This window comes from Paractinoplanes globisporus DSM 43857, from assembly GCF_000379645.1.
GTDB classification, from domain to species: Bacteria; Actinomycetota; Actinomycetes; order Mycobacteriales; family Micromonosporaceae; genus Actinoplanes; species Actinoplanes globisporus.
On record NZ_KB903294.1, the window covers coordinates 216,675 to 234,015 of the forward strand.

At 71.5% G+C, this 17,341-nt stretch carries 18 protein-coding genes; 7 read left to right on the forward strand and 11 right to left on the reverse strand.

Features of this window, described 5'->3' with window-relative positions; translation table 11 throughout:
• The first annotated feature begins 7 nt into the window (after positions 1-7).
• Positions 8-1,249 carry an FAD-dependent monooxygenase gene (locus A3CQ_RS0100910; protein WP_020509025.1) on the forward strand — a complete coding sequence of 414 codons (1,242 nt, stop codon included), beginning with the start codon at positions 8-10 and terminating at the stop codon, positions 1,247-1,249.
• Here A3CQ_RS0100910 and A3CQ_RS58605 read toward each other — a convergent pair.
• Genes A3CQ_RS58605 through A3CQ_RS0100935 form a run of 4 tightly spaced genes read right to left on the reverse strand, consistent with a single transcriptional unit; the run spans position 1,154 to position 6,045 of the window.
• On the reverse strand, positions 1,154-2,227 hold the full coding sequence (locus tag A3CQ_RS58605) for a hypothetical protein (protein WP_245576960.1): 1,074 nt from the start codon (positions 2,225-2,227) through the stop codon (positions 1,154-1,156). The two genes, A3CQ_RS0100910 and A3CQ_RS58605, sit on opposite strands and share 96 nt — an antisense overlap.
• Complete coding sequence (locus A3CQ_RS0100925; protein WP_040431223.1) at positions 2,205-2,852, reverse strand: sugar transferase; 648 nt, start codon at positions 2,850-2,852, stop codon at positions 2,205-2,207. Before A3CQ_RS0100925 ends, A3CQ_RS58605 begins: the two co-directional genes overlap by 23 nt.
• Positions 2,849-4,111 carry a nucleotide sugar dehydrogenase gene (locus A3CQ_RS0100930; protein ID WP_020509028.1) on the reverse strand — a complete coding sequence of 421 codons (1,263 nt, stop codon included), beginning with the start codon at positions 4,109-4,111 and terminating at the stop codon, positions 2,849-2,851. The genes A3CQ_RS0100925 and A3CQ_RS0100930 overlap by 4 nt, the downstream gene beginning before the upstream one ends.
• Positions 4,111-6,045, reverse strand: a complete 1,935-nt coding sequence (locus tag A3CQ_RS0100935; RefSeq protein WP_157295126.1) for a polysaccharide biosynthesis protein — start codon at positions 6,043-6,045, stop codon at positions 4,111-4,113. Before A3CQ_RS0100935 ends, A3CQ_RS0100930 begins: the two co-directional genes overlap by 1 nt.
• 271 nt (positions 6,046-6,316) lie before the next feature.
• On the opposite strand from A3CQ_RS0100935, the gene A3CQ_RS0100940 reads away from it, so the two are divergent.
• Positions 6,317-7,366: a glycosyltransferase gene (locus tag A3CQ_RS0100940; RefSeq protein WP_026205168.1), complete on the forward strand. Its 1,050-nt coding sequence runs from the start codon at positions 6,317-6,319 to the stop codon at positions 7,364-7,366.
• A gap of 52 nt (positions 7,367-7,418) precedes the next feature.
• Here the strand turns inward: A3CQ_RS0100940 and A3CQ_RS0100945 are convergent, their stop codons facing one another.
• Positions 7,419-7,889: a hypothetical protein gene (locus A3CQ_RS0100945; protein WP_020509031.1), complete on the reverse strand. Its 471-nt coding sequence runs from the start codon at positions 7,887-7,889 to the stop codon at positions 7,419-7,421.
• The gene (locus tag A3CQ_RS0100950) at positions 7,886-8,575 is read right to left on the reverse strand and encodes a DUF4386 domain-containing protein (RefSeq protein WP_020509032.1); all 690 of its coding nucleotides are present in this window, start codon (positions 8,573-8,575) and stop codon (positions 7,886-7,888) included. Before A3CQ_RS0100950 ends, A3CQ_RS0100945 begins: the two co-directional genes overlap by 4 nt.
• Positions 8,576-8,630: 55 nt before the next feature.
• Between A3CQ_RS0100950 and A3CQ_RS0100955 the strand changes: the two genes are divergently transcribed.
• Positions 8,631-9,278, forward strand: coding sequence for a TetR/AcrR family transcriptional regulator (locus A3CQ_RS0100955; RefSeq protein WP_020509033.1), 648 nt, complete (start codon positions 8,631-8,633; stop codon positions 9,276-9,278).
• Here the strand turns inward: A3CQ_RS0100955 and A3CQ_RS0100960 are convergent.
• Positions 9,275-10,396, reverse strand: a complete 1,122-nt coding sequence (locus tag A3CQ_RS0100960; RefSeq protein WP_020509034.1) for a 5-methyltetrahydropteroyltriglutamate--homocysteine S-methyltransferase — start codon at positions 10,394-10,396, stop codon at positions 9,275-9,277. The two genes, A3CQ_RS0100955 and A3CQ_RS0100960, sit on opposite strands and share 4 nt — an antisense overlap.
• A 413-nt stretch (positions 10,397-10,809) precedes the next feature.
• Here A3CQ_RS0100960 and A3CQ_RS0100965 point away from each other — a divergent pair, with 413 nt between their 5' ends.
• The 3 genes from A3CQ_RS0100965 to A3CQ_RS0100975 are packed head-to-tail and all read left to right on the forward strand — an operon-like array spanning position 10,810 to position 12,296.
• The gene (locus A3CQ_RS0100965) at positions 10,810-11,415 is read left to right on the forward strand and encodes a helix-turn-helix transcriptional regulator (RefSeq protein ID WP_020509035.1); all 606 of its coding nucleotides are present in this window, start codon (positions 10,810-10,812) and stop codon (positions 11,413-11,415) included.
• 39 nt (positions 11,416-11,454) lie between these two features.
• On the forward strand, positions 11,455-12,003 hold the full coding sequence (locus tag A3CQ_RS0100970) for a VanZ family protein (protein ID WP_020509036.1): 549 nt from the start codon (positions 11,455-11,457) through the stop codon (positions 12,001-12,003).
• A gap of 56 nt (positions 12,004-12,059) precedes the next feature.
• Entirely contained in the window at positions 12,060-12,296 is a 237-nt protein-coding gene (locus A3CQ_RS0100975; RefSeq protein WP_020509037.1) for a hypothetical protein, read from the forward strand.
• On the opposite strand, the gene A3CQ_RS50960 is transcribed toward A3CQ_RS0100975, so the two are convergent.
• The 3 genes from A3CQ_RS50960 to A3CQ_RS0100990 form a co-directional block, all read right to left on the reverse strand.
• Complete coding sequence (locus A3CQ_RS50960; protein ID WP_020509038.1) at positions 12,283-13,263, reverse strand: redoxin family protein; 981 nt, start codon at positions 13,261-13,263, stop codon at positions 12,283-12,285. The genes A3CQ_RS0100975 and A3CQ_RS50960 overlap by 14 nt on opposite strands.
• An 87-nt stretch (positions 13,264-13,350) precedes the next feature.
• Positions 13,351-14,067, reverse strand: a complete 717-nt coding sequence (locus tag A3CQ_RS0100985) for an MBL fold metallo-hydrolase (protein ID WP_020509039.1) — start codon at positions 14,065-14,067, stop codon at positions 13,351-13,353.
• A complete protein-coding gene (locus A3CQ_RS0100990; protein WP_020509040.1) occupies positions 14,064-15,359 on the reverse strand; it encodes an aspartate aminotransferase family protein in 1,296 nt (431 codons plus the stop codon). Before A3CQ_RS0100990 ends, A3CQ_RS0100985 begins: the two co-directional genes overlap by 4 nt.
• Positions 15,360-15,442: 83 nt before the next feature.
• Here A3CQ_RS0100990 and A3CQ_RS0100995 point away from each other — a divergent pair, with 83 nt between their 5' ends.
• Positions 15,443-16,354 (forward strand): LysR family transcriptional regulator, encoded by a 912-nt coding sequence (locus tag A3CQ_RS0100995; RefSeq protein WP_020509041.1) that lies wholly within the window; start codon positions 15,443-15,445, stop codon positions 16,352-16,354.
• On the opposite strand, the gene A3CQ_RS0101000 is transcribed toward A3CQ_RS0100995, so the two are convergent.
• On the reverse strand, positions 16,293-17,312 hold the full coding sequence (locus tag A3CQ_RS0101000; RefSeq protein ID WP_020509042.1) for an aldo/keto reductase: 1,020 nt from the start codon (positions 17,310-17,312) through the stop codon (positions 16,293-16,295). The two genes, A3CQ_RS0100995 and A3CQ_RS0101000, sit on opposite strands and share 62 nt — an antisense overlap.
• Between the last annotated feature and the right edge of the window lie 29 nt (positions 17,313-17,341).

Genomic DNA, 17,341 nt, shown 5'->3' on the forward strand with positions numbered 1-17,341 from the left:
AGCCACCATGCGGATCACCTGCGTCGGCGGCGGCCCCGCCGGCCTGTACTTCGCGGTTCTCGCGAAGCTCGCCGACCCCGCGCACGAGGTCACCGTGCTCGAGCGCAACCCGGCCGGCGTCACGTACGGCTGGGGTGTGGTCTTCTGGGACGACCTGCTCGACGACCTGTTCCGGCACGACCCGGTCAGCGCCCGGCGGATCTGGGACGCCGCCTACAAGTGGGACGAGTACGAGGTGCGGGCGACCGGCAAGGCGGTCAGCTACCTGGCCGGGTACGGCTTCAGCCTGGGCCGGCACCGGCTGCTCGACATCCTGGGCGCGCGGGCCGCCGAGCTCGGCGTCGACCTGCGCTACCGGTCGGAGGCGACCGACGACCCCGACGCCGACCTCGTCGTGGCGTGCGACGGCGCGGGCAGCCGGGTCCGTGAGCACGACGCGGCGCATTTCGGCGCGGAGGTCGTCCACGGCCGCAATCGCTACATCTGGCTGGGCACGCCGCACGTGTTCCGCACGTTCACGTTCGGTTTCGAGAAGACCGAGGCCGGCTGGATCTGGTTCCACGCCTACCCGTTCACCGACGAGGCGAGCACGTTCATCGTCGAGTGCACCCCGGAGACGTGGGCCGGGCTGGGCTTCGACGAGCTCGACGGGAGGGACGGCTGCGATCGGCTCGCCCGTATCTTCGCCGACCACCTCGACGGGGAGCCGCTCATCGACCAGCGGGCCGAGAGCGGCGGCACCGGCTGGATGTCCTTCCGCCGGATCACCAACCGGCGCTGGGACCACGGCAACGTCGTGCTGACGGGCGACGCTGCACACACCACGCACTTCGCGATCGGCTCGGGCACCAAGCTCGCCATGCAGGACGCGATGACCCTGGCCGACGCCATCAACGCCGACGCCGGCGGCGATCTGGGGGCGGCGCTGGAGCGTTACGAGCACACCCGGAAGGCGGCGCTGGCCCCGCTGCAGGCCGCGGCGAAGGCGAGCTCCGAGTGGTTCGAGCGCATGAACGACTACGGGGACCTGCCCGCGAAGCAGTTCTCCTACGCGCTGTCCAACCGCCGCGGCGCGTATCCATTGTGGCGGTACGTGCTGCACGTGTCGACGCAGCGGGGTGCCGGGCGGGCGATGCTGCGACGGGCGCTGGCGCTACGCCGCTGGAGCCGGGCTCGCCGCCGGCCGGGCTTCGGCGCTCCCGTGGAAGGCCCGCAGCACCGACACGATCCGGCGCACATCGGCGGCTGAGCACCGGTGGTCGGCGGGGATGGTCAGCATCCGGGCGGCCAGCCCCGCCCCCTCGTCGTCGCCGCTCCACAGGCCGGCGCGATCCTGCCGCCAGTGCACGGGCGCGTAGATGCCGTGCGCGGCCAGGTGCCGGAGCAGGTCGTCCCTGATCGATTCCGATTCGCAGACCAGCTGGGCCCGGAACGGCCCGGCGCCCACCAGCCGCCACCCGTCGCCGTGAGCCGGGAGCGCGCGGGCGTTCTCGATGCCCTTCCTCCGCAGGCCGGCCGCGTCCAGCAGCGGTAACACGGCGGCGGTGAAGGCGCTCGCCGGTCCGGGGCTGCAGAGCAGGGTGTGCTCGCCACGCTGCTGCAACGCCCGGAAGCCGTCCTTGGGCACCGGGCGCCCGTCCAGCCAGGCGGATTTGAGCAGCATGGCGGCCAGTTTGAGGTGGGCGCCCTCGCTCTCGCCGCCCTCGGGCTCCGGCGTCTGCAGGCCGCACGGTGACCACAACAGACCACCGTCGGGCACCGGCAACGTCTTCCGCAGCGAGGCGATCGCGAACGGCGCACGGGAGTGGCGCGCCCAGTCGCTCAGCGGGTCGTGCGAGTGGTCCTCGACGACCGTGACGCCGCGATGGGCCTCCCGCCACGCGTCCCACCGCGAACCGTCGTCGCGGCCGAACAGGTTCTGGGCGAGCACGACGTCACCGGGCAGGGCACGGAGAGTCGGCCAGACCGGCCCGCCGGAATCGGGCAGGTGGCGATACCAGGCGATCGGCACGTCCGCCGAGAGCGCTTCGACCACACCCATGCAGAAGTACGACGGGAAGTGCACCCGGCCCCGTGGGCGCAGCCGCCGCAACAGGGCGCCGAGCGCGCCGGAGCCGGTGGCGAACAACTCGCGCCGGGCGGGCAGCCAGTCGTCGCCACCGGCGGTCAGGGCGGCCGGATCCCAGTGGAACTCCGAACCGATCTCAGGCGGCACGGCGTACGTCATGGGCCTGGGATCTCTGGATGTTGATCTCGTCGAGGTGCACCGCCGGCTCCTCGCGCTGCAGCGAGGTCGCGGTCCGCCACAGGATGCGCAGGTCGAGCGCGGGCGACCAGTGGTCGACGTACCACCGGTCGAGGACGAAGCGCTGGGCCCAGTCGATGTCCTCGCGGCCGTTGATCTGCGCCCACCCGGTGATGCCCGGCCGGACCTCCAGGCGCCGCCGGTCCGCGGCCGTGTAGTTGGCGACCTGCGGCAGCACGTCCGGCCGCGGCCCGACCAGGTTCATCCGCCCGGTCAGCACGTTCACCAGCTGGGGCAGCTCGTCGAGGCTGGTGCGGCGCAGGAACCGGCCGCAGCGGGTGATCCGCGGATCGTTCTCGAGCAGTCCGAACGGATCGGCGAGACCGATCTCGACCGCCATGTCCACCGAATGGTGCACCATCGATCGGAACTTCCACATCCGGAACGGCACGCCGTCCTGTCCCGCCCGGTCCTGAACGAACAGGATCCCCTTGCCGTCGGCGATCCGGATCCACAGGGCGATCACGAGCAGCAGCGGCGAGAGCAGCACCAGCGCGATGGCGGCGGCGAGTCGGTTGGCGAGATCCCAGAGCACTCGAACGGTCATAGCGACTCCACGGTCGGTCCGGTCAGGCGACGGCGGGTGTCCAGCACGTACGAGGCGTGCCGCACCACCAGGTCGAGGTCGAAGGCGTCGTGGTCGGCGAGCAGCAGCACCGCGTCGGCCGCGGCGATCTGCTCGGCGGTCGCCGGCACGAGCGTCACCCGGCGGTCGATGTGCGCGTCCTCGACCACGTGGGGGTCGGCCGCGCGCACGTCGGCGCCCATGTCGAGCAGCAGCGCGGCCACCCGGCGGGCCGGCGACTCCCGGGCGTCGCCGGTGTTCTTCTTGTACGCGAGCCCGAGCAGCAGCACGGTCGAGCCGTTGACCGCCTTGCGCCGGCGGTTGAGCGCCGCGACCAGCCGGCGTACGACGTAGTCGGGCATGTGGTTGTTGATGTCGTTGGCCAGCTCGACGAAGCGGAAGCTCTGCCCGAGCGTCCGCTGCACGCGCCAGGAGAGGTACGACGGATCGATCGGCAGGCAATGGCCGCCGACACCGGGGCCGGGCACGAACTTGTGGTAGCCGAAGGGCTTGCTGGCGGCGGCGTCGATCGCCTCCCAGACGTCGATGCCGAGGTCGTGCGCGAACACCGCGAGCTCGTTGACCAGCGCGATGTTGACGTGCCGGAAGGTGTTCTCGAGCAGCTTGGCGAGCTCGGCGACCCGGCAGTCGGAGACCGGCACGGTCGTGTCGACGACGGACGCGTAGAACTCCCGCACCTTGACCAGCGAGGCGGCGTTGATCCCGCTCACCACCTTGGGCGTGCTGACCAGCGTCCACTCCCGGTTGCCGGGATCGATGCGCTCGGGGCTGTAGCCGAGGAAGAAGTCGGTCCCCGCGATCAGACCCGATCCCTCCTCGAGCAGAGGCGCGACCAGATCGGTCGTGGTGCCCGGATAGGTCGTCGACTCGAGCGCGACGGTCGCACCCGGTCGCAGATAGCGGGCCAGGACGCGGGCGGCCTGCTCGATGTAGCTCAGGTCCGGCGTGCCCTCCCGCAGCGGGGTGGGCACCGCGATGACCGCCACGTCGAAGCCGGCGCAGGAGCGTGGGTCGGCCGAGGGGTGGAACGTTCCAGCGTCGAGGACCTCCCGCAGCGTGGCCGATCCGATGTCATCCACATAGGACTCGGCGGCGGCCAGGCGCTTGATCCGCTCGTCGTCGACGTCGAACCCGACCACGTCGTGCCCGGCCTGCGCGGCCCGCACGGCGAGCGGCAGACCCACGTACCCCTGGCCGACCACGACCACCCGCGAAACCATCATTTCCTCCCGTTCCGGATTGCGAAGCCGTTCGTGGCCGCGAAGCCGTCGGTCACGGCGAAACCGTTCGTGGCCGCGGCCGCGCTGGACAGCGCCGGGCTCTCGGCCAGCCACCGCAACATCGCGATGAGGTCCTCCCGCGGCGCGGCCGGCTCGAGCAGCGACAGCACCGCACCGTCCAGCGGCGGCACCGGCACCTGCGACAGCAGCGGATGGTTCGGCCGCCGGTCCTCCTCCCCCGGCCCGAGCAGCACCTCGCGCAGCTTCTCGCCCGGCCGCAGCCCGGTGTAGACGACCTGGATGTGCCGGTCGGCCGCGGCGGCCAGGCGCCGGGCGACGTCGGCGATCCGCACCGGCTCGCCCATGTCCAGCACCAGCACCTCGCCCGCGCTGTCGATCGCCCCGGCCTGCACGACCAGGCGCACCGCCTCCTGCACGGTCATGAAGTAGCGGGACACCTCGGGATCGGTCACCGTGATCGGCCCGCCCTTGGCCACCTGTGCCTCGAACGCGGTCAGCACCGAGCCGCGGCTGCCCAGCACGTTGCCGAAGCGGACGCTGCAGTAGGTGCCGGCCGAGGACTCGTCGGCGGCCGCGGTGAGCCGTTCGGTGATGCGCTTGGAGTAGCCGAGCACGCTGCACGGCTCCGCCGCCTTGTCGGTCGAGATGTTCACGAACCGGTCGACGCCGTGCCGCAGCGCGGTCTGCAGCACCTGGTACGTGCCGAGGATGTTCGTCTTGAGCGCCTCGGACGGGTGCATCTCCAGCAGCGGCAGGTGTTTGAGCGCCGCGGCGTGGAAGACGACCTGCGGCCGGTGCTCGCGGAACACCTCGTCGAGGCGCGGCTGGTCGCGGATGTCGGCGACCACGAGGTTGCGGTCGTTGAGCAGGCCGCGCCCGTCCAGCGAGAGCTGCACCGCGTGCAGGCCGGACTCGTCCCGGTCGAGCATCACCAGACGGCCGGGGTGGAACTGGGCGACCTGCCGGCACAGCTCGGAGCCGATCGACCCGCCGGCCCCGGTGACCAGCACCCGGCGGCCCTCCAGGTATCCGGCGATCGCGGCCAGGTCGATCCCGATCTCGCGGCGGCCGAGCAGGTCCGCGTGACCGACCGGCCGGATGTCCTCGATGCGCACGGTCCGGCCGAACAGCTCGACGACCGGCGGCACCACCTTCACGTCGGCGTTCATCTCCCCGGCGAGCATGCTGATCTCCCGTACGAGATCGGCTCCGGCACTGGGGATGGCGATGAGCACGGTGTCAGCGCGGAACCGCCGGATCACCTCCGGGAGAGCGTGCCGGTCCCCGGTGACCGGCACGCCCATGACCCGGAGCGAGCGTTTGCGCGGGTCGTCGTCGAGCAGGGCAACCGGGACGTACGGGCTGGACGGCGTGCGCAGCATCGAGCGCACGACCTGGGCCGCCCCCTCGCCGGCCCCCACCACCACCACGCGGCTGCCCTGCTCGGGCGACGGCCGCAGGCGGGAGTCCTGCAGCAGGCGCGCCGTGTAGCGCACTCCGGCCTGAAGCACCAATGCGATCAGGCCGGAGGCGATGATGGCCGAGCGCGGCACGAGCCGGCCCAGCAGGGTGTCGAGCACGAAGACGACCGGCATGGTGAGCGCGGCGGTCTTGGCGAGCGCGGCTATCTCCTCGAAGCAGCCGTACCACCATCGTCCGGTGTAGAGCCCGAACCGGATGCCCGCGAGGGTCTGCACGACCGCGGCCACCCCCGCGAGCTCCATGAGCCCGCCGCAGTCGAGGTACTGGAGGTTCCCGTCGTGCCGGAGGAGCGTGGCGATCAGCATCGCGACCGCGAGCGCCAGCGCGTCGGCGCCGGCCCGCGCGGCCCGGCCGGGAAGGGCAGCCCACCACAGCGACGGCCATGGGCTGCCCGCGCGCCATTCGCCAGGCGTTGCCCTCCGTAACTCCACGGCGTCCCCCTCGCGCTTCCGAATTCCCTTTTCGGAGAGTGACAGCCGCACGGGGAACGGCCACAGTAGCAATTGTCACGAGCAATGTGAGGATCATTCATGTTCTTTGTTTGTGCGCTGCTACCAGCACTTTTAGGCACTCCGGCATGGCCGTTCGACCATTATGAAGAATGTGAGGGATCATTCACGTTACCCGTGACATTTGCTTCTATCATTTCCGCCGAGCGCTTTGACAGCGTCGTTTCCTGGGGTGTCGGAAAATGGAGTCGGCATGAGAGTGCTGCATGTGATCAGCGCGCTGGCCGAGGGCGGACCCGAGCATCAGCTGCGGCTGCTCGTCCGCCGGCTGCCGCATGAGAGCGAGGTGGTCACCCTCTCTCCGCCCGGCGCCGTCGCGGCGGCGCTGCGAGCCGGCGGCACCACCGTGCACGAGCTCACCGGCCGGCGCGGCCTCGGCACCGTCGGCGGTCTGCGCCGCCTCATCCGGCGCGGCCGTTTCGACCTCGTGCACGCCCATGTCCACCGCGCCTGCGTTCCCGGTCGGTTCGCCGCCCGCCTGGCCGGCGTGCCCCGCGTGGTCGCCACCGAGCACCACGTGGCCGGCGACGCCGGCCACCTCTACCTGACCGCCGAGCGTCTCGGCCGCCTCACCATCGCCGCCACCCCCGCGATCGCCCAGCGGCTGCGCGAGTGGGGCGTGCCCGAGCAGCGGATCGCGGTCGTGCCCAAGGCCGTCGCCGCCGACGAGTTCCGCTTCGATCCGGGGGTACGCGCCGCCGTCCGCACCCGCCTCGGCATCGCCCCCGAGGCCGCGGTCATCGGCGGCGTGGGCCGGCTCGAGCCCGGCGAGCGCTTCGACCGCCTCGTGCGCGCCGTCGCCGAGGTTCCCGGCGCGACCCTGCTGCTGGTCGGGGACGGGCCGGCCCGCGACGCCCTGGAGAAGCTCGCCGCGATCGAGGGCATCACCGACCGTGTGGTCTTCGCGGGTGCGGTCGCCCACGCCCGCGAGATGCTCTGCGCCATGGACGTCTACGCCTCCCCCTCCGAGGAGACGTTCGGCCTCGGCGTGCTGGAGGCGGTCGCCGCCGGCCTGCCCGCCGTCTACGCCCACTGCGAGCCGTTCGGTGCCCACCCGGTCGAGGGCGTCAAGAGGCTGACCCCGCACGACCGCGAGTCACTCCCCCGCGCCCTGCGCGCCGAGCTTCTCTGCTGCGCCGAGCGCCGTTTCCGCCGCCTGCCCGCCCGCACGGCCGGCAGCCGCTACGACGCCGACCACCTCGCCGAGGAGGTCGACCAGATCTACCGGCGAACCGCGGAATAAGCGCCGCGGGGTAAGCGCCGCGGAGTAACCGCCGCGGAGTGAGCGCCGCGAATCAGGCGGCCGCGCGGAGGTCGGTCATGGCGTCCGCGAGGGCGGCGGCGGGCTTCGGGACGCCGGTGGCGCACGCCGAGGCGTACCGCTGCAATTGAAGCTCCGCGGCCGTGAGGCGCGGCTGGACGCCGGGCAGGCTCACCTGCAGGCGCCATCCCTGAAGCTCGATCCCGGTCAGGTGGATGGTCAGCACGTCGTCGACGCTCGTCCCGGGGATGGCGCCGTCGGCGGCCCGGCCGATCTCCTTGTCGAGCTCGTCGAGGCCGGCGTCGAGGTCGGTCACGTAGCTCGACCAGGCGGCGTCGTCGACCGCCTCGGCGCGGGAGTGGGCCAGCGTCAGGCCGCCGCGCAGCCGGTCGACGGAGTGGCGGATGGCGGTGGCGAAACCGGGGTGTCGCTGGGCGGTCGCGTTCGCCGCGTCGGTGACGTGCCGGTCGACCTCGGCCAGGCGATCTTCGTTCACGGTGCTCACGCGGAAGAACTTACGAGCTTCGGGTGAACAACGGGTGCTCCCCGGAACCCGCGCAGGAGCAGCCACCCGATCATCCAGAACTCCCCGATCGAGGCCGGCACCACCAGGATGTCGCCGACGGCCGGCGCCAGGTAGGCCGCAAAGGAGCTCAGCACGTAGCCCGCGCCACCGGCGATGAGCAGCCGGCCGAGCACGCGCGGCCCGTCCCGGAGCACGCAGCGGCCCATCGGGATCAGCCAGAGTCCGAAGAAGATGCCGCCCACCGTCCAGAGGTGACCGCTCACCAGGTACATCAGCTGGACGCTGGAGGCGGCGTCGCCGAACGGCTCGCGGGCGACGTCGAGCGCGGCGCCGAGCAGGGCGGCGCTGGCCAGGATCGCCACCGCGTTGACGAGGCCGAACGCCGCGATGCCGGCCGCGTTCAGCGGATGGGTCGCCCGGAACAGCTTGTAGAACCAGACGGCGGCCAGGGCCTGGGTGAGCACCACCAGCAGCTCGAAGACGATCCCCAGGCGGGCCAGCGCGAGGTGGTCGGTGAGGTTCGCGAGTGTCGCCGCCGGGTCGCCGGCCGCGTACAGCATCGGGCGGGTGACCAGGAAGCCGGCCGCGCCGGCGAGGGCGAGGCCCAGGTAGAGCAGGCCGGTGGTGCGGGCGTCGGGTTCAGCCTTACGAGGTAAGGTAGCCATACGTTGTAAGGTACGGCATGGAGTCAAGAGGGGAGAACCGGCGATCCGCGAACCAGTGACCCGTGAGCGCGCCCTGGCCGCCGCCGTCGCGCTCGCGGACGCGGAGGGGCTGAGGGCGCTCACCATGCGCCGTCTCGCCGCCGACCTGAGCATCGAGGCGATGTCGCTCTACTACCACCTGCCCGGCAAGGAGGGCCTGCTCGACGGCCTGGCCGAGACGGTCATCGCGGAGATCTCGGCGGTGGCCGGCGATGAGAAGGGCGACTGGCGCGCCCGGCTGCGGCAACGCTTCCTGCGGGCCCGCGAGGTGATGCTGCGCCACCCGTGGGCGCCCGCGCTGATCGGCTCCCGCGCGTCGGTCCCGCCCAGCCTCTACCCCTACTACGACGAGATCGTCGGCACGATGACGGAGGCCGGCTTCTCGGCGCACCTGGCCCATCGCGCGCTGCACGCCTTCGGCACGATGCCGCTCGGGTTCGTGCAGGAGCTGTTCGCCCCGGTCGCGGCCGGTGGCGCCACCGAGGTCGGCGACGCCGAGGCCGACCTCGCCGCGATGGCCGGGGCCCTGCCGCACCTGACCGCGATGATGGCCGCCGAGCTGCACGCCGCCGGCGACCCGACCCTCGGCTGGTGCGACAGCCAGACCGAGTTCGAGTTCACCCTCGACCTGCTCCTCGACGGCCTCGAACGAGCGCGGGGCTAGCCCCAGACCTCCTCGGCCGTCTCGACGATCAGGCGGAGCTTGGCGACCTCCTCGTCGTACGACAGGACGTTGCCCTCGACGGTCGAGGAGAAGCCGCACTGCGGCGAGAGGCAGAGCTGCTCGAGCGGGACGTACTTGGCCGCCTCGTCGATGCGGCGCTTCAGCGTGTCCTTCGACTCGAGGGCGCCGCGCTTGGTGGTGACCAGGCCGAGCACGACCATCTTGCCGGGCGGCACGAAGCGCAGCGGGGCGAAGCCGCCGGAGCGGTCGTCGTCGTACTCGAGGAAGAAGCCGTCCACGGCGAGCTCGCTGAACAGGGCCTCGGCCACGAAGTCGTACCCGCCCTCGGCCGCCCACGACGAGCGGAAGTTGCCCCGGCACATGTGGGTGGTCACGGCCAGGCCGGCCGGGCGGTCGGCGATCGCCGCGTTGATCTGCTTGATGTAGCGCAGGTGCTGGTGCTCGGCGTCGTCGCCGCGCTCGTTCAGCAGGCGGCGCTGCTCGGGATCGTTGAGGTACGCCAGGCTGGTGTCGTCGAGCTGGAGGTAGCGGCAGCCGAGCGCGGCGACCCGGCGCACCTGCTCCGCGTACGCGGCGCTGAGGTCGGCCCAGAACTGGTCGTGGTCGGGGTAGACGGCCGGATCGATCGCGGCCATGCCGCCGCGGTAGTGCACCATGCTCGGCGACGGGATGGTCAGCTTCGCGGTGACGCCCTCACCGACCGCGCCGGCCAGGAACGTGAAGTCGTCGCCGAAGATGGTCTCGTTCAGCCGGACCGGCGCGTCGATGGCGAGCGCCGCCGACTCGAAGTCGAGCTCGCCGTCCGCGTTGCGGAAGTGGACCTGGATCTTGTCGTCGGTGGGGTGGATGCCGCCGAGGCGATAGATGAAGTCCATGTGCCATGACGTGCGGCGGAACTCGCCGTCGGTCGCCGAGCGCAGGCCGACGTCCCGCTGCATGCGCACGACGTCGCGGATCGCGTCGTCCTCGACGGCACGCAGCTCGTCCGCATCGATCTTGCCGTCGGCGCGCTGTTGCCGGGCGTCGAGCAGACGGCGCGGCCGCAGGAGGCTGCCGACGTGATCGGCGCGGAAGGGCGGGGTGTCGCGGAGCGTCATGGCAGATAACCCCCAAAGCTTCGATGCCTGTCGCCGGAGCATACGCCGGGCGGACGGGCCCGGCGCATCCCCAAGATGTCCGGAGAAGGCGGAAACGGGCGACATGGTCATTGTTTCGCCTGGGCTTCGTAAACGTCCGAAGCCATTTCGGCTGGCCGGGGCGGAAATCCGCTACATCTGGCTCGGTCGATCGGCTAACGATCGTGTGCGGCGTGACACGGGGCAGTAAGTTGAAGCGGTGCGGAAGTTTCGGCAATTGAGCGGCACAAATCTCACGTGAGCAGGAAAAACCGCGGTCCCTGCCGACCGCGGCGTGATTTTTGCGCCCGGCGGCCGTCCGAGCGTGGGACGGCTCCGAATGGACACGCAGGCGTAGAGAGGTAAAGAGGGTCCGTTCTCGGCGAGGTGGTGTCATGATCCGGGTTCTGGTGGTGCGGGACGAGGGGTATTTCGGGGTTCCGGTGCGCGCGCTCATCGAGTCCAAACCCGACATGCACTACGTCGCGACGCTGCCGCTCGACACCGGCCTGGTCGAGCGGGCGGTGCAGCTGTGGCCCTCGGTGATCGTCTTCGACACCGAGTACATGGTGAGCCAGCTCCTGCCGTTCGCCGGCGACCTGCACGCCGCGATCCCGTCCTGCGCCATGCTCGTGCTCTCCGATCCGGCCAAGCGCGGCATGCTCCCGCCGCGGCGCCGGGCCAACGGGCTCAACTTCCTCGTCAAGGGCGCCTCCGAGGCCTTGCTGGCCGATTCCGTGCGCCGGCTGGCCAACGGCGAGCGGGTCGTCTCGCCGATGCTGCAGGCCGCCTCGCTCAACGCCGACCGCTCGCTGAGCACCCGCGAGCTGGAGGTTCTGGGGCTGGCCGCCGAGGGCGACTCGGTGAAGGACATCGCCAACCGGCTCTTCCTCTCCGGCGGCACGGTGCGTAACTACCTCTCCGCGATCATCTCGAAGACCGGGGCCCGTAACCGGCTCGACGCGATCCGGATCGCCCGCAAGGATGGCTGGCTGCACTGAACCGACGGTGACGGCCCGGCCGACGTACCGTTGGTCGGGATGCGAAGCGACCAGTTCGTCGTGCCGGGGCCGCCGATCCTGCTGCCGCTCGGCCTCGTCCTCATGGTCGTCTCCTGGGTGGTGCTGCGCCGCCGCGGCCAGCTGACCCCGATGCGCCTCGGCGTGGCGTGGCTGGCGGGGTGGTACGCGGTGGCCGTGCTGGGCGCGACGCTCCTGCCGCTGCATCTCTCGTGGGGCGCCGACCCGCAGTTCTTCCGGATCAATCCGATCCCGCTGACCCAGATCCGCCCCCGCGATTCCGTGCTCAATATCGTGATGACGCTGCCGTTCGCGGCAATCCTGCACGTGCTTTTCGGCGTTCGCGACAAAATGCGGGTGATCCGTCTCGGTCTGCTGCTGAGCGCCGGCATCGAGATCACCCAGTGCGTGCTGATCCTGATCGTCCACGACAACCGCTGGGCCGAGGCGAACGACATCATCGCGAATGTTCTCGGCGTCTATCTCGGCTATCTCGCGTTCCACCGGCTGTTGCGCGTCGACGCCATTCGCCGCCTGGTGAGCGACCTGGAAACGGTGCCCGCCCCGTAACCGGGCCAGGGTCTTCCACGGGCGCGACCGGGGCCGCCGCGGGCCACCCTGGGAGCATGACTGACGCACACAAGGATGTCGCGGAGCTCGCCGAGCTCCTGAAGGAGACCAGCGAGCACCACGGGTCGTTCGAGGCGGTCGCCCCGCCGCACCACTGGTGGGACTGGTACGCGGCCTACATGGTCTCCCGGCAGGGCGGCGGCTCCCCGGAGGAGGCCGCCGCGTTCGGCGACACGTACATGGCCGAGGTGAAGAACGTGGTGATCCCGCCCGAGGCGCTCAGCCGAAGGTGAAGCTGTAGGTCTCGGCGCCGGGGTCGAGGAACGTGATCTCGGCGGTACGGTCGGCGATGCGGCCGGGCTGGCGCAGGAGCTGGTACAGCCGCCGGTCGCCGATCGTGCCGAAGCCGTCGGCGTCGAGGTCCGCACCGTGCGCCTCGGCCGGTGGCGCGCCGTCCAGCAGCAGCTGGAACCGGACCGGGGTCGCCGCGCCCATGACCGCGTTGAGGTCGCGGGCGTGGAACCGGTACACCAGCCGGCCGCCGGCCGCGTTCGCGGTGGTGGCCTGCTCCCCCATTGTCCAGTCGCCGACCAGCGCCCAGTCGTTGAGGCCGAGCCGGTCGGGGGCGTCGTAGCGGTGCGGCTTGCCGAAGACGATGCCGTCGGGCGAGGAGAAGCGCTCGGTGCGCTCGTAGCCGGTGTAGTTCTCCGGCGAGCGCAGCGTGCTCCAGTCGGCGGACACCTCGACCGGCCGCGGGGCGACCTCGACGATCTCGCGATCGGGGTCGTCGAGCAGCCGCTGGATCGCCATCTCGGTGCGGGAGTACTCACCCTCGCCGAAGTGGTGGTAGCGGATCTTCCCGTCGGCGTCGGCCAGGTAGAGCGCCGGCCAGTAGTGGTTGTCGAAGGCGCGCCAGACCGCGTAGTCGTTGTCGAGCGCGACCGGGTAGTCGACCCGGTCGCCGTGCGACTCCCGGCGGACGTTGTCGAGGTCGTGCTCGAAACCGAACTCGGGCGTGTGCACGCCGACGACGACCAGGCCCTTCTCCGTGTACTTGTCGGCCCACGCCCGCACGTAGGGAAGCTGGCGCAGCCAGTTGACGCAGGTGTACGTCCAGAAGTTGACCAGCACGACCTTCCCGCGCAGGCCCTCCGCGGTCAGCGGCGGCGAGTTGAGCCAGCCGGTCGCGCCGCCGAAGTCCGGCAGCGTGCCCTCGACCGGCAGCCGCGACGTTTCCCCGTGCAGCCAATGTGGCGACATGACAACCCCCAATTCGATGTGGTCCCACCATCGCAGGCCGGAGCCCCACGTCGCGCCCGTGAGTTCCCCTGGTCCGAGGCGGCCGCCTCAGTCCAGGAGGGTGTCGAGTCCCGCGGCGGCGAAGGCCTTTCGTACATCGTCGCGGCCCTCGGTGAAGTGAGCCCAGCTGTCGACGTGGGCGGCGACAACGCGGGAGACGCCGAGGATGCGGGTGGCCGCGACCATGTCGGCGGCGGAGAGGGTCAGGTTCGCGTCGCCGACCAGCGGGGTGCGGGCCGCGCCACCGAAGAGGACCGCGATGTCGATGCCGGGGAAGCGGGCCGCGATCTCCTCGACCACCCGCAGCGAGGCGTTGTCGCCGCTCACGTAGACGGTGGGCTGGCCCTCCGCCTCGAGGACGAAACCGGTCACGGGACCGACCAGGCGTTCGGAGCCGTCGGGCCCGTGCTGGGCCGGGACCGCGGTGACGCGTACGCCCGGAAGGTCGGCGTGCTCCCATGGCTCGAGACCCCGCACCGGCCCTCCCAGCCGGGAAGCGGCGGTGGGCGTGCTCAGCACGACCGGCGCGGAAAGCGCCACCTCCCGCCCGATCCGATCGAGATTGTCCGGGTGCTGGTCGTGCGAGAGCAGAACGACGTCGATCCGGCCGGCCTGATCGGGCCCGGCCGCGGGCGGAGCGGTTTTGGTCAGCTTGCGATCGCCGATCGGGTAGTCGCCCGGCTCGTCGAACGTGGGGTCGGTCAGGAAGGCGAGCCCGCCGTAGGTGAACGCGACGGTCGGGCCGCCGAAGGAGCGGAAGTTCATGACCCCATACTGCCGCCGGCGGTGACGTCGGTGATCGCGCGGTCCAGGATCTCGAGGCCCAGGTCGAGCTCGGCCGGCGACGACGTCAGCGGCGGGGCGATCCGGAAGACGCCGCCCATCCCGGGCAGCTGCACGACGTTCATGTGCAGGCCGAGCTCCAGGCAGCGCCTCGTGACCGCGGCGCCGAGCTCGTCGGAGGACAGTTCCAGACCGACCAGGAGGCCGCGCCCGCGCACGTCGCCGATCACGTCGTGCTGTTCCTTCAGACCATTCAAACCCTTCCGCAGGTACGCCCCGAGTTCCGCGGCCCGCCGATCGAGGCTCTCCCGCTGAAGGACGTCGAGGACCGTGTTGCCGACCGCGGCGACCAGCGGGTCGGAGACGTGCGTGGTGAAGAACAGGTACGACCGCTCGTGGGCGATCTGCTCGATCTCGGCGCTGGTGATGACCGCGGCCAGCGGCAGGCCGGCGCCCAGCGTCTTGGAGAGCGTGAGGATGTCGGGGACCACGCCGTCGCGCTGGAACGCGTACCAGTCGCCGGTGCGGCACAGCCCGGTCTGCGCCTCGTCGAGGATCAGCAGGCCGCCGCGCTCGTGGCACTTGTCGCGCAGCGCGCCCAGGTAGCCCGGCGGCAGGTCGAGCACACCGCCCGAGCTGAGGATCGGCTCGACGATGCAGGCGGCGAGGCTGCCCACCGACTGGGCGTCGAACAGCTCGAACGCGTAGTCGAGCTGCCGCCGCCAGTCGAGCTCGCCGTCCGGCGTCGTGAAGTCGGGCCGGTACGAGTTCGGCGTCGGGATCGCGAAGTTGCCGGGCGCGGCCGGGCCGTACCCCTTGCGGCCGGAGCTGTAGGTGGCGCTCGCCGCCGCCTGGGTCATGCCGTGCCACGAGCGCGCGAACGAGACCACCTCGTGCCGGCCGGTGACCAGCTTCGCCATCCGGATCGCGGCCTCGTTGGACTCGGCGCCGGTGGTCAGCAGCAGCACCTTCTCCAGCGGCTCGGGCAGCGTGCCGGCCAGGCGACGGGCGAGCTCGACGACCGGGCGGCTGAGCATGCCGCTGAACAGGTGGTCGAGCGTGGCGGCCTGCCGCTGGACGGTCGCGACCACGGCCGGGTGCGAGTGGCCGAGGATGGCGCTCATCTGCCCGGAGGTGAAGTCGAGCAGCCGCCGCCCATCGGCGGTGTAGACGAAACTGCCCTCCGCCCGCTCGATGATCTCCGGCGTGAAGCGGCCCGCGCCGGAGTAGCGGACCAGGTGACGATCGGCGTCGGACCAGAACGAATCAGCCATGCCCTCGACGCTAGGAAGCCGCGAGCGTCGGGTCCATCTCACGTTTCCGCCGCTGCTGTTAAGCGTGGCCGCACAATCGGGTCATGACGCTCAACCCCTGGCGGCTGCGGCTGCTGGCCGATCTCGCGACGTTCGGGACGGTGCGGGCCGTCGCGCAGCGCGGAAATCTGAGCCCGTCGGCCGTGTCGCAGCAGCTCGCGACGCTGGAGCGGGAGACGCGCACGGCGCTGCTCGAACGGACCGGGCGCCGGGTGCGGCTGACCGCCGCGGGCGTGCTGCTGGCGGGGCGGGCCCGGGAGATCCTGGCGGCCATGGACGCGGTCGAGGCCGAGCTGCGCGGGCTGGCCGACGAGCCGGCCGGCACGGTGACGCTGGCCGCGTTCCAGAGCGCGGTGCACGCGCTGGCCGAGCCGGCCGTGGCCCGGATCGCCGAGCGCCACCCGGACGTGACCGTGGTGCTGCTCGAGCTGGAGCCGCACGACAGCATGCCGGCGCTGCGCCGCGGCGACGTGGACGTCATCATCACGACGACGGACTTCGCGGGGGCCGAGCTCGACCCGGCGATCGACCTGGTGCCGATCGCCGAGGACGAGATCGTGCTGGTGCTGCCGGTGGACCATCCGCTGACCGCGCACGAGGCGATCGGCCTGGAGGCGTGCGCGGGGCAGCGGTGGACGTTCGACGTGACCGGCTCGTACATGTCGGAGCTGGCCACCCGCCTGTGCCGGGAGGCCGGGTTCGAGCCGTCCGTGATCTGCCGGTTCAACAACTACATGATCGCGTTGCAGCACGTGGAGAAGTCGCGGTCGATCGCGCTGCTGCCGAGCCTCGCGATCGACCCCCGCTACCGGGTCGCGACCCGGCCGCTCACCCCGCCGGTGACGAGGCGCATCATCGCGGCGGTCCGCCGCCCACCCACGCCGAGGCCGGAGATCACCGCCGTCCTGACGGCGCTTCGCTCGGGAAGCGGGCGAAGATCGAGTGCGGGGTCATGACCGGGGTGGCCGCGCTGACGGCGTCGAGCCGCGCCACCGCCTCGTGTGGCAGTTCGAGATCGAGCGCGTCGAGATCGGCGTCGAGCTGCTCGACGGTGGTCGCGCCGATCAGCGTGCCGGCCACCGCGTCGCGACCGGTGACCCAGCGCAGCGCCACCTGAGCCGGCGTGCCCCCGACCTCGGCCGCCACCTCACGCAGGGTCGCCACGATCGCCCAGTGCCGGTCGGTCAGGGTGATCTCGACGGGCCATTCCCGGCCGGGATCGAGCCGGCCCGCGCCGAGTTGCGCCCGGTGGTACTTGCCGGTCAGGAAGCCGTTGGCCAGCGGCGACCACGGCACGATCGACATGCCGAGATTGCGGGCGGCGGGCACGTGCTCCCACTCGATGCTGCGCTCGACCAGCGAATACTCGAGCTGGAGGGCGGCGATCGGCTCCCAGCCGCGCTGCCGGGCCAGCATCTGCGCCTTGGTGGCCCACCAGGCCGGCACGTTGCTCAGCCCGGCGGCGCGCACCTTTCCCGCCCGGACCAGCGCGTCGAAGGTCGCCATCACCTCGTCCACGTCCGTGCGCCGGTCCCACAGGTGCAGCCAGTAGAGGTCGAGATAGTCCGTCCCGAGACGGCGCAGGGATGCCTCGAGCGCGGTGAGCAGGTGCTTGCGGCCGTTGCCGCGGCCGTTCGGGTCGTCCGGGTGGGTCGGGCCGCCGAACTTCGTGGCGAGCACGATCCGATCCCGGTCGCCGGTCTCGCGCAGCAGCGCGCCGAGCATCTCCTCGGCGGCGCCACCCCCGTACACGTTCGCGGTGTCGATGAAGTTGCCGCCGCGCTCGCGATAGCGGTGGAAGATCGCGCGCGAGGCGTCCCGGCCGGCGTGCCAGCCGCCGTTGCCGAAGGTCATGGTGCCCAGGCCGAGCGGCGAGACGCGCAGCCCGGTCGAGCCCAGCAGAAGGTCGGTCATGGCGCCAGCCTTCAAGCTGGAGCGCACTC